The 18,711-nt window shown below is 47.9% G+C and carries 19 protein-coding genes; 18 read left to right on the top strand and 1 reads right to left on the bottom strand.

The window, feature by feature from the left end; all coding sequences use genetic code 11:
- Positions 1-64: 64 nt before the first annotated feature.
- From QMZ64_RS08725 to QMZ64_RS08640, 18 genes are all read left to right on the top strand, one after another.
- Complete coding sequence (locus QMZ64_RS08725) at positions 65-2,116, top strand: BglG family transcription antiterminator (RefSeq protein WP_265624826.1); 2,052 nt, start codon at positions 65-67, stop codon at positions 2,114-2,116.
- 16 nt (positions 2,117-2,132) lie between these two features.
- Positions 2,133-2,414 (top strand): PTS sugar transporter subunit IIB, encoded by a 282-nt coding sequence (locus QMZ64_RS08720; RefSeq protein ID WP_265624825.1) that lies wholly within the window; start codon positions 2,133-2,135, stop codon positions 2,412-2,414.
- Positions 2,415-2,437: 23 nt separating this feature from the next.
- Positions 2,438-3,811, top strand: a complete 1,374-nt coding sequence (locus QMZ64_RS08715) for a PTS ascorbate transporter subunit IIC (RefSeq protein ID WP_145608015.1) — start codon at positions 2,438-2,440, stop codon at positions 3,809-3,811.
- A 14-nt stretch (positions 3,812-3,825) separates the two neighbouring features.
- Positions 3,826-4,668 carry a transketolase gene (locus QMZ64_RS08710; RefSeq protein ID WP_265624824.1) on the top strand — a complete coding sequence of 281 codons (843 nt, stop codon included), beginning with the start codon at positions 3,826-3,828 and terminating at the stop codon, positions 4,666-4,668.
- The gene (locus QMZ64_RS08705; protein WP_265624823.1) at positions 4,665-5,618 is read left to right on the top strand and encodes a transketolase family protein; all 954 of its coding nucleotides are present in this window, start codon (positions 4,665-4,667) and stop codon (positions 5,616-5,618) included. Before QMZ64_RS08710 ends, QMZ64_RS08705 begins: the two co-directional genes overlap by 4 nt.
- A 73-nt stretch (positions 5,619-5,691) precedes the next feature.
- The gene (locus QMZ64_RS08700; RefSeq protein ID WP_020450202.1) at positions 5,692-6,447 is read left to right on the top strand and encodes a Cof-type HAD-IIB family hydrolase; all 756 of its coding nucleotides are present in this window, start codon (positions 5,692-5,694) and stop codon (positions 6,445-6,447) included.
- A 288-nt stretch (positions 6,448-6,735) separates the two neighbouring features.
- Positions 6,736-7,497 (top strand): 5-oxoprolinase subunit PxpA, encoded by a 762-nt coding sequence (gene pxpA, locus QMZ64_RS08695; RefSeq protein WP_265624822.1) that lies wholly within the window; start codon positions 6,736-6,738, stop codon positions 7,495-7,497.
- A gap of 24 nt (positions 7,498-7,521) precedes the next feature.
- Positions 7,522-8,733 carry an NRAMP family divalent metal transporter gene (locus QMZ64_RS08690; RefSeq protein WP_265624821.1) on the top strand — a complete coding sequence of 404 codons (1,212 nt, stop codon included), beginning with the start codon at positions 7,522-7,524 and terminating at the stop codon, positions 8,731-8,733.
- Positions 8,730-9,530, top strand: a complete 801-nt coding sequence (locus QMZ64_RS08685) for a putative hydro-lyase (RefSeq protein WP_301441245.1) — start codon at positions 8,730-8,732, stop codon at positions 9,528-9,530. The genes QMZ64_RS08690 and QMZ64_RS08685 overlap by 4 nt, the downstream gene beginning before the upstream one ends.
- Positions 9,531-9,631: 101 nt before the next feature.
- Entirely contained in the window at positions 9,632-10,342 is a 711-nt protein-coding gene (pxpB, locus tag QMZ64_RS08680) for a 5-oxoprolinase subunit PxpB (RefSeq protein WP_265627859.1), read from the top strand.
- Entirely contained in the window at positions 10,339-11,352 is a 1,014-nt protein-coding gene (locus QMZ64_RS08675; RefSeq protein WP_301441244.1) for a 5-oxoprolinase subunit C family protein, read from the top strand. The genes pxpB and QMZ64_RS08675 overlap by 4 nt, the downstream gene beginning before the upstream one ends.
- A 31-nt stretch (positions 11,353-11,383) precedes the next feature.
- Positions 11,384-12,133 (top strand): IclR family transcriptional regulator, encoded by a 750-nt coding sequence (locus QMZ64_RS08670; protein WP_265624820.1) that lies wholly within the window; start codon positions 11,384-11,386, stop codon positions 12,131-12,133.
- Between the two features lie 88 nt (positions 12,134-12,221).
- The gene (locus tag QMZ64_RS08665) at positions 12,222-12,860 is read left to right on the top strand and encodes a GDSL-type esterase/lipase family protein (RefSeq protein WP_243943449.1); all 639 of its coding nucleotides are present in this window, start codon (positions 12,222-12,224) and stop codon (positions 12,858-12,860) included.
- A 365-nt stretch (positions 12,861-13,225) separates the two neighbouring features.
- The gene (locus QMZ64_RS08660) at positions 13,226-13,549 is read left to right on the top strand and encodes a YckD family protein (RefSeq protein ID WP_301441243.1); all 324 of its coding nucleotides are present in this window, start codon (positions 13,226-13,228) and stop codon (positions 13,547-13,549) included.
- A 103-nt stretch (positions 13,550-13,652) separates the two neighbouring features.
- On the top strand, positions 13,653-14,858 hold the full coding sequence (locus QMZ64_RS08655; RefSeq protein ID WP_243943964.1) for an MFS transporter: 1,206 nt from the start codon (positions 13,653-13,655) through the stop codon (positions 14,856-14,858).
- Positions 14,851-15,591, top strand: coding sequence for a YfjL-like protein (locus QMZ64_RS08650; protein WP_265627552.1), 741 nt, complete (start codon positions 14,851-14,853; stop codon positions 15,589-15,591). The genes QMZ64_RS08655 and QMZ64_RS08650 overlap by 8 nt, the downstream gene beginning before the upstream one ends.
- Before the next feature lie 317 nt (positions 15,592-15,908).
- Positions 15,909-17,285: a sucrose-specific PTS transporter subunit IIBC gene (locus QMZ64_RS08645; protein ID WP_301441242.1), complete on the top strand. Its 1,377-nt coding sequence runs from the start codon at positions 15,909-15,911 to the stop codon at positions 17,283-17,285.
- A gap of 42 nt (positions 17,286-17,327) precedes the next feature.
- Positions 17,328-18,170 (top strand): PRD domain-containing protein, encoded by an 843-nt coding sequence (locus QMZ64_RS08640; protein WP_065644602.1) that lies wholly within the window; start codon positions 17,328-17,330, stop codon positions 18,168-18,170.
- 32 nt (positions 18,171-18,202) lie between these two features.
- Here QMZ64_RS08640 and QMZ64_RS08635 read toward each other — a convergent pair whose 3' ends face one another.
- Positions 18,203-18,709, bottom strand: a complete 507-nt coding sequence (locus tag QMZ64_RS08635; RefSeq protein ID WP_243943960.1) for a carbonic anhydrase — start codon at positions 18,707-18,709, stop codon at positions 18,203-18,205.
- Positions 18,710-18,711 lie beyond the last annotated feature (2 nt).

The following is an 18,711-nucleotide window of genomic DNA, read 5'->3' as shown; positions in this document are numbered from 1 at the left end:
GTACCCAATCGGTAAACAAAATGAAAACGCTTTATTATATGATGACAATAAGGGGGGCGCAAAAATGATCAACGAGAAACGTCCGGCTCAATTGCTCCAATATTTGCTGCGTGTCAGAGAAGCGACAATGCATCAGCTGCTTGAGCATTTTCAATTATCAAAACGGCAAATCTGCTATGACCTGGACAAAATCAATCATTGGCTGACCGGCAAGCAGCTGCCTGAAATCGAATATAAAAGAAAGAACCGGCTGGCCGTTCCGGAAAAATTGCTTGAATTGCGGTTCTCCGAAGCCTGTTCAGACATCGGCCGCTCGTTTATTTTTACACAGGAAGAGCGGATCAAAGCCTTGTACATGTTCCTGTTTGTCCGCAGGGAGCCGATTTCATCCGCTCATCTGACACAGTTATTGCAGGTCAGCAAAAATACGGTCATGAATGATGTGAAAAAAGCGAATGAAGCGTTGACTCCGTTTTTGGTGGCGATCAGATATACAAGACAGCGCGGCTATCATTTAATAGGAAGCGAGTTTGATAAAAGAGTTCCGGTCATGCACCACCTTTCTTACTTTTTACAAAAGCCTTACGGCAAAGAAATCCTTCATTATATTTTAACAGTTTCCGGCTCGTGCGGTCACACACAACAAGAAACGAAAAGAGCGGTTGAACTTGTCTCGAAAGAATACAGGATTCAACTCGTTGAAGAAAGGCTCAATGAATTTGTTTACTTTCTGATGATGTATTCGATCAGAGTGGCCGAAGGAAAAATTGTCCGTTTTCACCAGGAGGAGGGGGAGCTTTTAAAGCAAAGTCCGCTGAAAAACGCAGCCGCAATGCTTGTGAATGAACTTCGGATTCCCGTCCATGAAACCGAACTTTGCTACATTTTGATCCAGCTGCTCGGGCTTTCATTCGGACAACAGCCGGCGCATGATCCTCTTTATCAGCTGTGTGAAAAGCTTGTGTTTGAATTTGAATCAAGAGCTTGCATCACATTTCCAAGGAGGCGCGAGGTGGCGGAATCTCTTTACCGTCACTTGAAGCCGGCATATTTCAGAATGAAATACCGCATCCCGATTCACAATCCCCTGCTCAGCAAAATTAAGAAAGAGCACAAAGAACTATTTACCATCATTCAAAAGCTGATGCGGCACCTTGAAGCGCTGCTGAACAAACCGGTTCCAGAAGAAGAAATCGGCTTTATCACGATTCACTTTGGTGCAATGCTTGAGCAGCCGGTAAAATCCGGATCATCGAAAAAGACGGCTGTCGTCATTTGCCCGAGCGGCGTCAGCTCATCCTTGATGGTCAGGCGCCAGCTTGAATCGCTATTTTCAGAGATTGTCGTTGAGAAGGCGATGTCTTTGCAGGAATTCACGTATGACGTCTTTGACCGTTATGATGCCGTGTTTTCCACCGTTGAGCTTAAAACTAAAAAGCGATACTACATGGTCGGACCGCTGATGACGCCCGCTGAAAAAAGCAGGCTTGTCAATGAAGTGTATCATGAACTGTTCGGCGTGAAGCAAAAGGAGCTTTTGACAGACGAATTTCTTCACATCCTCAAGAAGCACGCCAAAATCATAGACGAAAAAGGACTAAGAGAATCATTGAAAAATATTGTATTTATTCAAAAAGTGACGGAAACAAGGGGGAAACGACCAGTGCTGAAAGATCTGCTGACAGACGAAACCATTCAAATGGCTGACCAAATCAAAAGCTGGGAAGAAGCGATTCAAACAGCGGCAAAGCCTTTGCTTGATAAGGAGGTGATCTTGAAGGAATACACAGATGCGATGATCGATAATGTCAAAACGATGGGACCTTATATGATCATCGGCCCCGAGATTGCCGTCCCTCATGCAAGACCTGAAAAGGGCGTCCGAAAGGTGGGAATGAGTCTCCTGAAACTGAAGGAACCGGTCTATTTTTTGGATGATGAACAGTATCCGGTCAGGCTTTTGTTTTGCATTGCGGCGGTTGACCATACGACACATCTGAAAGCACTTTCCCAACTGACCCGGCTTCTCAGCAATAAGGAAAATCAGGACTCCTTAAAGGAAACCGAGTCGTTGGAGCATATCAAACGTTTAATCGAAGCCTATTCATCCAATTAAAAACGGGAGGGATAACATGAAGATATTGGCAGTTTGCGGATCAGGACTCGGAAGCAGCTTTATGCTGGAAATGAATATTAAAGATATTTTGCAGGAATTGGGGTTAATGGAGATCGAGGTGGATCATTCGGATTTGAGCTCAGCGTCTCCTGATCAAGCGGATTTGTTTGTCGTTGCCAAAGATATTGCGGAAGGAGCAGCCCACCTGCGGGATATCGTCGTGCTTGAAAGCATTATAGACATGGATGAACTGAAAACGAAACTGGTTAAAACATTGCAGGAAAAAGGAGTGCTTTAATCACAGAAAAGGAGGAACTGCAAATGGGTGAAAGAGCGCTAAAGCTGATGATGGATGTGTTAAGCCAGCCAGCTGTATTAATTGCAGCCATTTCTCTTATCGGTCTTCTGCTTCAAAAAAAGCCAGCCAATGAAATCGTGAAAGGGACGACGAAATCGTTTTTAGGTTTTATCGTGATTTCAGCAGGGGCGGGTATTCTTGTTGGTTCGCTTGAGCCGTTCGGAAAGATGTTTCAAGCGGCCTTTCATGTGAACGGCGTCGTTCCGAACAATGAAGCGATTGTCGCGATGGCGCTCAACGAATACGGGACGGCGACAGCGCTGATTATGTTTTTCGGGATGCTGTCCAACATCTTAATCGCCCGTTTTACCAGATTAAAATACATTTTTTTGACGGGCCATCACACATTGTATATGGCTTGTTTAATCGCCGTCATACTGGCGGTGGCGGGTTTGAAGGGTCCGTTTTTGATCGGCGTCGGAGCGGTTTCGCTCGGCTTGACAATGAGTGTGTTTCCGGCGATGGTTCAGCCTTTTATGAAAAAGATAACCGGCAATGATAAGGTCGCGTTCGGCCACTTTTCTTCAATCGGTTACGCTGTGTCCGGGTTAATCGGCAAAGCAGCAGGCAAGGGCTCGCGCTCGACTGAAAAAATCCGGTTTCCGAAGGGCCTCGGATTTTTAAGGGACAGTTCTGTCAGCATTGCGCTCACCATGACCATCTTGTACGTTTTGATAGCCTTATTTGCAGGGGCGGGCTATGTGGAGCGCGAGTTGAGCGGCGGTACACATTACCTTGTCTTCTCCGTTATTCAAGCGGTCACATTTGCGGCAGGGGTGTTTATTATTCTTTCGGGAGTCAGACTCGTGCTCGCAGAGATCGTTCCGGCTTTTAAAGGCATATCTGACAAGCTTGTGCCGGATTCCAAGCCGGCACTGGATTGTCCGATCATTTTTCCGTACGCGCCAAACGCCGTATTAATCGGCTTTTTTTGCAGCTTCATTGGCGGCATCACCGGCATGTTGATTCTCGGAGCAGCCGGAGCCGTCATCGTTCTTCCCGGAGTGGTTCCCCACTTTTTCACAGGAGCCTCGGCCGGCGTCTTCGGAAACGCTGCAGGGGGGATACGGGGAGCGGTCTTGGGATCTTTTGTCAACGGTCTGATCATTACGTTTTTCCCTGTGTTTCTGCTGCCGGTCATGGGTGATTTAGGCTTTGCCAATACGACATTTTCCGATACCGACTTTGCCGCGACAGGAATCGTGCTTGGCCATGCGTTGAAACTGCTGGGGGCCGGAGGAGTTGTAATTGGAATCGCAGCGGTATTGGCTGGTGCGGTCTTACTGGGCTTTAAACGCGGAAAGGCGGAGAAGTCCGATCATAAAGCTGAAGCGTAAAGGAGTGGGCAATGATGTCAGTGAGGGAAATCGATATGGAACGTTTTCGTGATCAAATCAGGCTGCTGATATTGAAACAGCTTCATCACCTCGGTTTTGGGCATTATGGAGGCAGCTTGTCAATCGCCGATGTGTTGGCCGTTTTGTATGGAAAGGTGATGAAAATAGATCCCGCCAATCCGTCGTGGGAAAATCGGGACTTCTTGATCCTTTCAAAAGGGCACGGCGGCCCCGCCTTGTATGCAGCGCTTCATCTTACCGGCTATTTTGAAGAAGATGTGCTCTATACGCTAAACCGAAACGGCACGGCTCTTCCGTCGCATCCTGACCGGAATTTAACCCCGGGAGTCGATATGACGACCGGGTCGCTGGGCCAGGGGATCTCGGCTGCGGCAGGAGTCGCCCTGTCGCACAAGCTTTCAGGACGCACTAACCGGACCTTTGTCATTGTCGGCGACGGGGAGCTGAATGAAGGTCAATGCTGGGAAGCGATCCAATTCGCGGCACACCATAAGCTCCACAATCTTTATGTGTTTGTGGATGATAATAAACAACAGCTGGACGGTCCGACTAAAGACATTATCGATCCGCTGGATTTTGTCAGCAAATTTTCAGCCTTCGGGTTTTATTCCGAAAGGGTAAACGGACATGAACCTGATGCGATTTATCAAGCGGTCAAAAGAGGAGAAGCCCAGCGGGAAAGGCCGGTTGCCGTCATCCTTGATACGGTGAAGGGAAAGGGCATCCCTTATTTTGAAAATATGGAGAACAGCCACCACATTAGAGCGAATGATGAACAAACCCGCATCATCGAAAAGATCATCATGACGCTTGAAGAAAAGGAAGTGAGGGCATGAATGAGGCGGCAGCAAATGTAAAGCTGGATGCTGTCGAAATGAGGCAGGCATACAGCTCGGCCGTTTATGAACTGGCTCAGGAAAACGCGGACATCGTGGCGTTGGAAGCGGATTTGATGAGCTCGATTTCCATGGACAAAATTAAACGGCGCATTCCCGAGCGAGTGATCAATTGCGGGGTCATGGAAGCCAATATGATAGGGATTGCGGCCGGGCTTTCGTTAACCGGAAGAATCCCGTTTGTTCACACGTTCGCCCAGTTTGCGACAAGACGCTGCTTTGATCAGCTGTTTGTTTCAGGTGCCTATGCCAAAACAAACATCAAGATTCTCGGTTCAGATTCGGGAATTACGGCTGAACATAACGGCGGAACCCATATGGCTTTTGAAGATTTGGGGCTCGCCCGGCTATTCCCGAATGCCTTTGTTTATGAAGCGAGCGATGCGGCAATGCTCCAATTTTTGATCAAAAAGGCTGCGGCGGAGTACGGCATTCACTATATCAGGACGATCAGAAAAAAGGCGGTCAGACTTTATGATGAACATGAAACATTTGCAGACGGAAAAGCAAAAGTTCTCAAAGACGGCAGCGATGCGGCGCTGTTTGCCAGCGGCATCATGGTCGCAGAAGCTTTGCGGGCGGCAGAACTACTAAAAGAAAAAGGGATCGATGCAGCGGTCATCGATATGTATTGCATCAAGCCGATCGATCAAGAAACCGTGATTCGTTACGCACAAAAAACAAATGCGATTGTCACGGCAGAAAACCATAATGTCATAGGCGGATTGGGAAGCGCAGTCGCGGAAGTGCTGAGTGAACAACATCCCGCGCCGCTCAAGAGAATCGGGGTTCATGAAGCCTTCGGACAAGTCGGGACGATCGATTATTTGAAAAAATATTACCGTTTGACCGCAGAACATATCGCACGGGCGGCGGAACAGCTCGTTTAAGATTTCTTTGTCTTGGCCGATTTTTATATTAGAATAGATAAAAGCCTAAAAAAAGTGAGGTATCTTAAATATCGTGTCAGTCAGTCAAAGAGATCGAATCGATGTGAAGCTAGTAGCTCTGGATATGGATGGAACACTTTTAAATGATGAACAGACCATTTCTGATGAAAACAGAAATGCGATTAAAGAAGCCGAGGAAAAAGGGATTTATGTCGTGCTCAGCACCGGCCGGACGCTAATGACGTGCCGGGAGTTGGCGGAGTCGCTCGAACTGTCTTCTTTTTTGATCACGGCAAACGGCAGTGAAATCTGGGATTCGTCTTTCAACCTGGTCGAGCGCCAGCTGCTTCATCCCGATCATGTCCAAATGATGTGGGATTTGCGCAATCTGCACAACACCGATTTCTGGGCCGCCAGCGTCGATAAAGTGTGGAGAGGCGAGTTTCCTGAGGATATTCAGGCGTATGAATGGCTGAAATTCGGCTTTGATATTCCGGATGACGACGTCAGAAACCGGGTCCTGGAAGAGCTGAAAAAGAACAAAGAATTGGAAGTCAGCAATTCAAGCCCGACCAATATTGAAGTCAACGCCATCGGGATCAATAAAGCGGCCGCTTTGGCAAAAGTATGCGAGCGCCTCGGCTTTACGATGGAACATGTGATGGCGGTCGGAGACAGTTTAAATGATATCGCTATGATCAAAGAAGCGGGTTTAGGCGTTGCCATGGGGAACGCCCAGGAAATCGTCAAAGAAACCGCCGACTGGATCACGGATTCCAATATCGAACACGGAGTCGCAAAAGCGATCAGGCATTGGGTATTGTCCTAGCCGAAAAAAGAGCCGATTTGCGGCTCTTTTTTTTGTGCAAAATAAAAAATATTCATGGACTGAAGCAAGTTGAAAAAACCTTGTGAAATCAGGTTTTTCAGCTAAAACTTTTTAGGAAAAATGATTTATTTTATGTGAGGTTTTCTAACAATATGATGCCAAGCGGGCAAATCCTTGATATAATCTATTCAAGTTTGATTATTCGGAATTAAGGTTCCGAAAATCGGAACAAAACGAGGGATATACTAAAATTCGACCGAATGTGCATCAATATATAGGGGGGATTTGATGAATCAAGTTGATTTAAACTGCGATCTTGGAGAAAGCTTCGGCGCTTATAAAATCGGGCTCGATGAGGAGATTCTCGAATTTGTTACATCAGCCAACATCGCTTGCGGATTTCATGCCGGAGACCCTGGCGTCATGCGGAAAACCGTCAAAATGGCGGCGGAAAAAGGCGTGAAAATCGGCGCGCATCCGGGACTTCCCGATTTAGCGGGATTCGGGCGCCGCAATATGGCGATTACGCCTGAAGAAGCATACGATCTTGTCGTGTATCAAATCGGTGCGCTTTCAGGATTTTTAAAGGCCGAAGGTGTGACCATGCAGCATGTGAAACCCCATGGCGCACTGTATAATATGGCGGCGCAAAGCCGGGAACTGTCGGATGCGATCGCGCGTGCAGTTTATCAAACAGACCCGGAACTGATTTTATTCGGTTTGGCGGGAAGCGAACTTGTGCTTGCCGGTGAAAGAGCCGGTTTGAAAACGGCTCACGAAGTGTTCGCCGACCGTACATATCAGGAAGACGGAACGCTGACTTCCCGCCGCCAGAATGATGCGCTGATTCATGATGATGATGAAGCCGTCGGTCAGGTGATCCGCATGGTCAAAGAAGGCAAAGTCCGCAGTTTGCAAGGAACGGATGTCAGCCTTAAAGCAGATACGGTGTGCATTCACGGAGATGGTGCACACGCGCTTCAGTTTGCGAAAAAAATCCGCCGTGAACTCAGGGCAGCAGATATTAAAATAAAAGCTTTTACTACATGATGTTGACAAAAGGAGGAATACCATTTGAAACAAAATAAGAAAACAAAAGCGTCATCAAGCAACTGGACATTGCTTTTGGGCGCCGCTTTTTTAATGGCCACATCCTCAATCGGGCCGGGATTTTTAACACAAACCACAGTATTTACACAGAGCTTGGCTGCAAGCTTCGGCTTTGTCATCCTCGTTTCCATCATTTTAGATATCTTCGTCCAAACCAATGTATGGAGAATCATTGCGGTTTCTGAAAAAAGAGGGCAGGAAATCGCCAACCTCGTCTTTCCGGGACTCGGCTATGTCATCGCCTTTCTCGTCGTTCTGGGCGGGCTTGCTTTCAACATCGGCAATATCGGAGGCGCCGGTCTCGGCCTCCAGGTTTTATTCGGCATTACACCGCAGACGGGTGCGATCATCAGCGCCGTGATTGCGGTTTTGATCTTTGTCATTAAAGAAGCGGGAAAAGCGATGGACCGGTTTACGCTGATCGCGGGCTTTGTCATGATTTTGTTGGTGGTGTACGTTGCGATTACTACCGGGCCTCCTGTTGGAGAAGCGGTAACAAAGACGATCATGCCTGATAATATCGACATTCTTGCGATTGTGACGCTTGTCGGCGGTACGGTCGGCGGATACATTACATTTGCCGGTGGACACCGTTTGCTTGATGCGGGTGTTAAAGGAAGGGCTGCGATACCTGAAGTAACGAAAAGCTCTGTTTCCGGCATTTTGATCACATCTGTCATGAGAATTGCGCTTTTCCTTGCCGTACTTGGAGTCGTCTCAAAAGGCCTGCACATTAATCCGGATAACCCGCCGGCTTCTGTCTTCCAGCTTGCTGCGGGAAATATCGGCTACAAAATCTTCGGCCTCGTCATGTGGGGAGCTGCCGTTACATCTGTAATCGGTGCTGCTTATACGTCCGTATCTTTCTTTAAAACGTTTTCTCCGAAAATTGAAAAGAATTCGCGCGGCATTATTATTGTCTTTATTATCGTATCAACGATTTGCTTTGTAACAATTGGAAAGCCGGTCAACCTTCTCGTTCTTGCCGGCGCATTAAACGGCTTAATCTTGCCGATCGCACTCGGCTCCCTTTTGATCGGCGCGTACAAGAAGAATGTCGTCGGCGACTACAGGCACCCGATCTGGCTTACAATTCCCGGTATTCTGGTCGTTATTGTCATGGCGGTCATGGGAGGCTATACGTTAATCAATGAAATTCCTAAGTTATGGGGATGATATCGTTGCGTCATGTAAATGAAATGCGCCCTGACGAAGTCAGGGCCCTGATTCGAAAAGGGGAAATAACGGGTCCGACAGCCGGCATGGCCGGAGGTTTTACCCAGGCAAACCTGGTGATTTTGAAAAAAGAGCTCGCTTTTGAGTTTTTGCTGTTTTGCCAGCGCAATGAAAAGCCGTGTCCGATTCTCGATGTCACAGATCCCGGATCTCCGGTCCCGTCCATCACGGCGCCGGACGCCGATATCCGCACCGATTTTCCGAAATACCGTATATACAGGCGTGGCGAATTGACGGATGAAGTGACCGATATCCATTCTTTATGGGAAAACGACATGGTCGGTTTTTTAATCGGCTGCAGCTTTACGTTTGAACAAGCGTTAATCAATAACGGAATCCCTGTCAGACACATTGAAGAAAAGCGAAATGTTCCGATGTATCAAACGAATATTCCTTGTGTCCCGGCAGGCCGTTTTCAAGGGCCGATGGTCGTCAGTATGAGGCCGGTTCCGGAAGAGCAGGCGGTGCGTGCCGTTCAGGTTACATCAAGGTTTCCCGCCGTTCACGGAGGGCCTGTCCATATCGGCAGTCCTGAAGCCATCGGTATAACAGACATCGCAAAACCCGATTTCGGTGATGCGGTCACGATAAAAAAAGGGGAAGTTCCGGTATTTTGGGCTTGCGGCGTCACCCCTCAGGCTGTCGCAATGCACGTAAAGCCGGAGCTGATGATTACGCATTCGCCCGGCCATATGCTGGTTACCGATGTTCGGGACGAACAATTTGGCGTGTTATAGGATCACAAAATCAATACAGAGCGGTTTATCTGTATTGATTTTTGATTTAAGGGGATGAAAGGCAAGGTGAAACAGAATTGAAAAATCTATCGAATGTGACAATGTCTCCGCTCGGCGACTCCGCGGTTATCATTCAGCTCGGAGAGGGGATAAGCGAACAGACGCATCGTGTCGTCAGCGCGCTGACAAAGCGGATTGAAAACGATCCGTTTCCCGGTTTTATTGAGTGTGTGCCGGCTTTCACGAGTGTGACCGTTTTCTATCACCCATTTGAAGTATACCGCAAGATGGAGAGCGGCAAGGCTGTTGATTCTCCGTATGAAAAGGTAAAAGCCCTCATCGAACATCATCTCAAAGAGCTCACAATGGAAGAAGAAACAAATCAGCGTACGGTGGAAATTCCGGTTTGTTACGGCGGCCGTTTCGGCCCTGATTTGGAGGAAGTGGCCGACATCAACGGACTGACTGCTCAGGAAGTCATCGATATTCACACCTCGGGTGAGTACCTCGTTTATATGATCGGCTTTGCGCCGGGCTTCCCTTACTTAGGCGGAATGTCTGAAAAGATAGCCGCGCCGCGGCGGTCCTCTCCGCGGACTTCGATTCCCGCCGGCTCAGTGGGAATCGCCGGCATGCAAACAGGCGTCTATCCCCTTTCAACGCCGGGCGGCTGGCAGCTGATCGGCAATACGCCGCTTGAATTATTCAAGCCTTATGAACAGCCTCCGAGCCTTCTGAGAGCAGGGGATATCGTGAAATTTGTCAGCGTGACAGAAGAGGAGTATCACGCGCTGAAGGAGGGAAAATCTTGAGCATAGAAGTGTTAAAGCCGGGTCTGATGACGACGGTTCAAGACTTGGGCCGTGCAGGTTTTCAAAAATACGGCGTGCTTGTCAGCGGGGCCATGGATGCCGATTCTTTACGGATTGCCAATCTCCTCGCGGGAAACAGCCAGAACGAAGCTGCGCTTGAAGTGACGCTAATGGGACCGGGGCCGTCTCTCCGCTTTCAAAAACCGGCTCTTATAGCGGTGACGGGCGCTGACTTTTCACTGATGGTAAATGATGAAGAAGTCCCGCTTTGGCGTCCGGTTTACATCAAAGAAGGCAGCGTGTTGACATTCGGCATGTGCAAGCGCGGCAGCCGTGCATATATGGCGGTAGCCGGGGGGATTGATGTGCCGCCTGTGATGGAAAGCAAAAGCACATATGTCAGAGCAGGGCTCGGTGGCTTTCAAGGAAGGGCGCTTCAAAAGGGAGACGTGTTATCGCCAGGCAGCCCGGCGCCGTTGTCGGAAGCGATGTGCAAAAAGCTTGCAGACCATGGCAATGGCTTGGGCTTTGCGGCTCCGAAGTGGGCTGTCGACCGCAAATATTTTCTCCCGTTAAAAAAGAACCCGGTCATTCGTGTCATTAAAGGCGATCAGTTCGCTTGCTTCACCTCATCATCGCAAGAACGCTTTTTCGCGGACACATTCCGGGTGACGGCCAAATCCGACCGGATGGGGTACCGACTTCAAGGAGAAGCGCTCGAACTCACTCAGCCGCTGGAAATGATCTCTGAAGCTGTATCGTTCGGAACGATTCAGGTGCCGCCTGACGGCAATCCGATCGTTCTTCTCGCAGACAGACAGACAGCGGGCGGATATCCGAGAATCGCCCATATCGTATCCGCCGATTTTTCGCAGGTGACGCAGATGATGCCGGGCGAGCAGGTGCAGTTTCAGCTTGTCAGCCTTCAGGAAGCAGAGCGCATGTACATCGAACGGGAGACAAAAATCAGCGAACTTTCCGCCCGGTTGAAGCTTGAATACATGTTATGATAGGTGTGATGTGTATCAGGAGGGGGAAGGCATGGAACATAAAAACAAAACAGTTGTCAAAGCTATGACCCTGCTCAATCTGTTCCTGACGAGAGAAAGGCTTTCACTGGGCGATATGATTGAGTTGACAGGCATGCCGAAAACATCTGTCTACCGCATGGTTTGTTCTCTCGAAGAAATGGGTTTTCTCGACCGTGACGAGAACGGGATGTATGCTTTAGGACTGCTGTTTTTGCAATACGGCCACCTTGTTTCAGAAAGGCTTGATATTCGAAAAATCGCTCTGCCTATCATGGAAGAACTCCGCGATGACGTGGATGAAGCCGTCCATTTGATCGTGAGGCAGGGAAATGAAGCGATGTATATCGAAAAAATTGAGGGCACGCAGACCGTTCGCCTCTATACAGCGATCGGGAGGCGGTCCCCTTTATATGCCGGAGCCTGCGCAAGAAGCATTCTGACGTTTTTGCCTGAAGAGGAGCGGGATGCCTATATCAAGAAGACAGAGCTGGTGCCGATCGCTTCCGGTACGATCCGGGATAAGACCGAGCTGATCCGCATTTTGAATGAGTCGTACCGGAGCGGATGCACGGTCAGTCATTCGGAGCTCGAAGACTACACCTCCGCGATCGCCGCGCCGATTTTTAATCATAAGCGCGAAGTCGTGGCGGGGATCAGCATCGCCGGGTTTGAAGCCCGCTTTCAGAAAGACCGTCTTCCTTACTTGACCGAAAGAGTGAAAAAGGCAGCGCTTGACATTTCGAGAAAGTTAGGTTTTTAGGAAAAAAGAAAAGTATCCTTTCGAGCCTCTCCGGAGTACATATATGGTAGCTGCCGCGAAAAAACGGCATACCGGAGGGGGAAAGGATATGACGCTTCAATATACGGCTCTCGGCGATTCTCTAACCGTCGGGGTCGGTGCAGGTTTGTTTGAGCCGGGGTTTGTCCAGCGCTATAAAAGGAAAATGGAAGAGGATTTGAACGAAGACGTTTCTTTGCTTGTATTTGCGAAATCGGGTCTTGAGACGTCGGATATTCTGGCGATGCTGAACGAGCCGTTCATCATGGAGCAGGTCAAAAAAGCGGACGTCATCACGATAACGGGCTGCGGCAATGACCTTTTGCAATCGCTGGAGATATATGAAAAAGAAAAGGATGAACACGTCTTTTTGGAAGCTTCCTCACACTGTCAGAAAAACTACTCAGGCATGCTTGAGAAAATCGGAGACATAAAGGGAGATAAAGATACGCGTTACCTCGTCCGTCTTCTCAATCTATACAACCCTTTTCCGTCGATCGAATTAGCGGACAGATGGATCTCCGGCTTTAACAGGCATTTAAAGCAGCTCGAATCCGCTCCGCAAATCAAGGTGATCGATACTTATGCTGTCTTTAAAGGACGCGAAAAAGAATATTTGTCAATTGACCGCGTGCATCCAAACAGCAGAGGGTATGAAGCGATGGCGGAAAAGCTGAGAGCGGCGGGCTACGGGCCGCTGAAAAGCTGAATTTGATGAAGAAAGACCATTCCAATCAGGAATGGTCTTTTCAGCGTGTCGACAAACCCTCGCATTCGTTGTCAGGCCTGCGCGTCGGTGCTCACGAATAGGAGAAGGATCGGCGGCTAACCGCCCAGGCGTCCTGCCTGAACGCCGCCGTCATCACATCCTGTGAAAGTCAGCTTCCGATGCTCGGCCTTCCTAGACTGCAAGGGTTGCGGGTCACGCTGAAAGGATGACAAAACCCCAAAACAAAAGCCGTTTTGGGATTTTGTCAACAATCTGGAAGCCGCTTTACCAAGCGGCTTTTTTTATGCATAAACTCCGCAAAAAAGAAAAAAATAGAATAAATCATAGATCAGAAAGGATGTTGCATGATGCGCAAACTGTGCGTTTGCCTGCTTCTCGTCATTCCGCTGTCATGTACGGCTGTCATGTCTTCTGCCTACGGAGAAACACATGTTTATCAAGAGTTGACGGACAAGCAAAAAAATGAACTGGCTTCTTTGCAAAAGGACATTATGGAAAAGAAAAAACAGCTGATCAATAAGTATGTGGAGTACGGAATTCTTGATCAGGAAAGGGGAAAAGAAATCAAATCTCATATTGAAAAGCGCTATGAAAAAGAGCGGGAAAACGGGTTTCTGCCAAAATTTAAACACCAAAAAGAAAAGTTTCACAAGCATCATATTCATTAAACTGAAAAAGACGGCGTCTCATTTTCTTCGTGACAAAAGTGTAAAGACAGGTGTAAACTAATACTCATGTAAACTGCTAAGAGAGTAAAGAGGTGTTGTGAGTATGAAGAAGAATCGTCCTGTTTCAGAGCGCAGACTGCTTGGCATCGCCGGGCTCGGCTGGCTTTTTGATGCCATGGACGTTGGCATATTATCGTTTATTATCGCCGCTTTGCACGCGGAATGGAAGTTGACGCCGCAGGAGATGAGCTGGATCGGCAGCGTCAACTCAATCGGCATGGCAGTCGGGGCGTTTGTCTTTGGCCTTTTGGCTGACCGTGTCGGAAGAAAATACGTTTTTATGATTACGCTGCTGTTTTTCTCAATCGGCAGCGGGTTGTCCGCTTTGACGACGACATTGTGGGCATTTTTAGTGCTGCGCTTTTTCGTCGGTATGGGGCTTGGGGGAGAGCTTCCAGTCGCATCTACGCTCGTATCCGAAACGGTTGCGCCTGAGCGGAGGGGAAGAGTCGTCGTCCTGCTCGAAAGTTTCTGGGCATTCGGCTGGCTGGCCGCAGCGCTCATTTCGTATTTTATTATTCCGGCCTACGGCTGGCAGATTGCTTTATTAATAACCGCGATACCGGCTATTTACGCCTTATATTTGCGGATCGCCCTGCCGGATTCTCCGAAATATGAGAAGCTTGCGCAGGAAAGGAAGCCGACCGTCATGGAAAATGTGAAGAGCGTCTGGTCCCGCAACTATGCCCGGCCTACGGCTATGCTGTGGATCGTCTGGTTTTGCGTCGTCTTTTCCTACTACGGCATGTTTCTTTGGCTGCCGAGCGTCATGGTGATGAAAGGATTCAGCATGATCAAGAGCTTTGAGTACGTCCTGATTATGACGCTGGCTCAGCTGCCCGGCTATTTCTCCGCGGCATGGCTGATTGAAAAAGCCGGCCGGAAAATGGTGCTTACCGTCTACTTGTTAGGGACGGCTGTCAGCGCCTACTTCTTCGGTTCGGCTGATTCGCTGGCGCTTCTGCTTGCGTCAGGCATGTTTTTATCGTTTTTCAACCTTGGTGCATGGGGCGCGCTTTACGCTTATACGCCTGAACAATACCCGACGTCAATCAGGGGGACCGGCGCAGGAATGGCAGCCGGCTTTGGCCGAATCGGCGGCATTCTCGGCCCGCTTCTTGTCGGCTATCTCGTCGCCCGGGGAACAGAGATTTCCATGATCTTTTTGATCTTCTGCGTCGCCGTTGTTGCGGCCGTCGCGGCCATCTTCTTTTTGGGAACGGAGACGAAGCAGAAAGAGCTTGCCTAATGTCCGAATTCTCCTTCATAATGGACGGGACGCGAGAATTTGGAAAGAGTTGATTGAATTGAAAAAGAAAGCCATCATTACAGGTCTCTCATTGTTGATTCTTGTGACAGGCTGTTATGTGTATAACGCCTTTTACGGAAATCCGGTCAGCCGCGCGCTGGCTGAACAAAAGCTATCGGCATACTTGCAGGAAGCCCACGCCGGCGAAACCTTATATATGAAAGGAAGCTCCTATAATTTCAAGTTTGCTGAATACCTTTTTCGCGTGTCAGATGAGCGGAATGATGAGTACATTTTCAGTGTGAAAGGCGGCTTGCAGCCGGCTGTCACAAACGATGGCATCAAAGAAGTCAGACAGGAAAAGACGAGAGCCAGAATAAGCAAAGAAGCCTCAAATGAGATCAAGGCAGAGCTTGAAAAAAAGCTGAAAAACGTAATCGACGTCCAAGTTTCTCTATCTGGAAGCTATGATGTCAATACAGATTGGAAAAAACTGAAGCAAACAGAACCGATCGCTGTTACAGTTACCTTGAATTCAGGCCGTGACGGCCAGAGACAGGTCTATGACCAGGCAAAAGCGGTGAAAAAGTTATTGAGCGGCTACCATTATGAAAACATTGAGATTGACAGTATGGGCTTAGACGGGGAAGACCGGCCCGGCTATGTGAAGTACATTGTGCATGTTTTAAAGGACCGCGCGATAGCCATTGAAGATGTAGAGAAGGCGCTGTAACGCCTTCTCTTTTTTTTATATGCGGGATATATAGGCGATTTGCACTATTGATGTCCATGCCCGTAGCGAATAGAATCATATTAAGAACAAATGAATATCGTCGGGATTGTTACTGGTAAGGCAGGCAAGACCTAAAATGTGCTAAAGGAACCGCAGACCTTAGTGTGCTTTTTTGCGCCTATCGGCTGATGCTTTCGCATGTTTTAGGTCTTTTTTTGTTCCTTTCGCCGGGGTCTTTAGATGTGATGGCACATTTTTCATTTTGATCGTCTTCTGTTGATTTGATAGGATAGAAAAATTGGAGGAGGTAGATCCGGGTGCTGCAAAAAGAGATTGCAAGAGAACTCTTGCCCCTCATTGGAGGCGCGGAGAATATCATCAGCATCAGTCATTGTACGACAAGGCTGCGCTTCAATGTCAGAGATGAAGAAAAAATCGATATAGCTGCTATTGAAAAGATGGAGTCTGTGCAGGGGACTTTTTTCAGATACGGTTTGTTCCAGATCATTTTCGGTACAGGTGTGGTCAATAAGATTTATAAAGAAATGATCCAATACAGCGATCCGGCTCCTTTTGAAGAAGCCCGGCGGGAGGCGCGGCCAAACATGAACGTATTGACGCGATTTGCCAAAACGCTGTCAGACATCTTTGTGCCGATCATTCCTGCAATCGTTGCGAGCGGATTGCTCATGGGTCTCATCAGTGTGCTTAAAGAATTCAGCCTCGGCGCTTATGGCGGCCCGATGATGAAAATGCTCGACATTTTTTCAAGCTCAGCGTTTGTCATTTTGCCTGTGCTGATCGGGTTCAGTGCGGCTAAACAGTTTGGAGCGAATCCGTTTTTAGGCGCTGTTATCGGCGGAATTCTGACCCATCCCGATTTGCTTGATCCTTCATTGCTCGGCAGCCAAAAGCCGGAATCCGTCGAAGTATTCGGCCTTGAAGTCCCTTTGATCGGATACCAGGGGACAGTCATTCCGATTCTCTTATCCGTCTACATAATGAGCAAAATCGAAAAATTCTTAAAAAGAATCATCCCCCGTTCTTTAGATTTGCTTGTCACACCGTTTATTACAATCATGGCTTCCGGATTTGCCGCGCTGTTTATCATGGGGCCGCTTTCACTGATCATCGCCCATTTCGTAAGCGGCTGTCTCGGGTTTGTCTATCATTTTGCGGGGGCTTGCGCCGGATTTTTATTTGGCGGGCTTTACTCCTTACTCGTTTTGAGCGGCCTGCACCACAGTTTTTATGTGATTGAAGCGTCGCTGCTAGCAGATCCCGCATACGGGGTCAATTTTCTGCTTCCAATATGGTCGATGGCCAATGTCGCACAGGGAGGAGCGGGACTCGCCGTATTTTTGAAAACAAAGAATGCCGGCATCAGAAAGATTGCGATTCCGGCTTCTCTCACCGCTTTTTTGGGAATCGTTGAACCTGTCATGTTTGGCGTCAACCTGAAGCTCGTCAGGCCGTTTATCGGCGCATCGATCGGAGGCGCCATCGGAGGTGCATACGCCGTCTTCACACACGTTGCGGCAAATTCTTACGGATTGTCCGGCATCCCGATGATTTCAATCATTCTTCCTCTCGGCACCGCCAATCTCATTCATTATTTAATCGCTTTTGCGATTGCGGTGATTTCAGCATTCATTGCGACTTTGTGTCTTGGCTTTAAAGATGAAAAAGAATAATTCCGTTTTCATTCATTAAAACAGGATGAAAGGAAGGCAGCTATGAAAGTAAAAAAAATCTTAAATAACAATGCGCTCGTCGTTAAGGATCGCGGCGAGGAAAAGATCGTATTAGGTTCCGGAATCGCATTTCAAAAAAAGAAGAATGATATTGTCGATAGATCTAAAATTGAAAAAATATTCGTAATGAAAGATTCATCAGAATACCGCCAATTCGAGGAGATCTTAAAAACGTTGCCTGAAGATCATATTCAGGTGGCGGAGGATATTATTTCTCATGCGGAAAAAGAGCTCGGGATCAAAATCAATGAGCGAATCCATGTCGCTTTTTCAGATCATTTATCATTCGCGATAGAACGGTTAAGCAAGGGAATGGTCATTAAAAATCCGCTGCTTCAAGAAGTCAAAGTCCTCTACACGAAAGAATTTCAAATCGGCCGCTGGGCAAAGGCCCTCATTAAAGAAAAGCTGAAGATCGATATTCCGGAGGATGAAGTCGCCAATATTGCGCTTCATATTCATACAGCCAAAACAAACGCGGGAGATATGACAAAAACGCTCGATCTCACAACGATGATCAAAGATATTATCGAGATCATCGAAAACAAACTCAACATTAAAATAAAGGATGAGACGATTTCGTATGAGCGGCTTGTCAACCATCTCCGTTTCGCCATTCAGCATATCGAATCGGGAGAGACATTTTACGAAATGGATGGTGAAATGATCAGCCTCATTAAAAAGAAGTTTGGACAAGCGTTTATGTGCGCAGAAGAAATCGGGGCATTTGTGAAGCGGGAGTATGGCTTTGAATTTCCGGAAAAAGAGCTGTGCTACATTACCATGCATATTCAGAGATTTTATCAACGGTCTGCTGTCGTGTAAAGAATGCCTGTGTTTAAGAAAACGGAGCCCTGTTATCGGGCTCCGTTTTTGTTTAAGGCTTCAATTTCCGTTAAAACCGAATTTTCGATTAGAAATCCTTTCACTTTGACGTGCAAAGGGATTAGCGGGTGCCGGCGGATGGCGGCGACGCTTTTTTGGACGCCTTCAGCCACGGTTCCGCTCGGTGACAGCCATTCATCGATGCTGCCCTGCGTAAACTCCGGACTGCAGTTTTGGAAAAGGTACTCTAAAGTTTGCATTCTATCACTTAAATCTTTGTTTCTATTTAAAAGGTCAGAAATATCTTCATCTGCCGTTTGCTCGTGCTTATCGCGGACAATCCAGATTTCTTCCGTTTTGTTCCGGTGGACAAGGGTGATGATATCCCTCATCAAATCACCATAGGGCTGTGAAATATCAGGGAAGACGCTTTTTAAAACGAGGGCGTTTTCAGGCTGAATATTCGCTGCCCGGCAGATGGTCTGTTCAAGCTGTTTCTCCATTCCGATAATCATCAGTATTTTTTTGTTTTCTTCCATGA

It is taken from the genome of Bacillus sp. LB7 (assembly GCF_030449715.1).
Lineage (GTDB): Bacteria > Bacillota > Bacilli > Bacillales > Bacillaceae > Bacillus > Bacillus paralicheniformis.
Note: the sequence above shows the minus strand (reverse complement) of the source record. Positions and strands in the feature narration are given on the sequence as shown.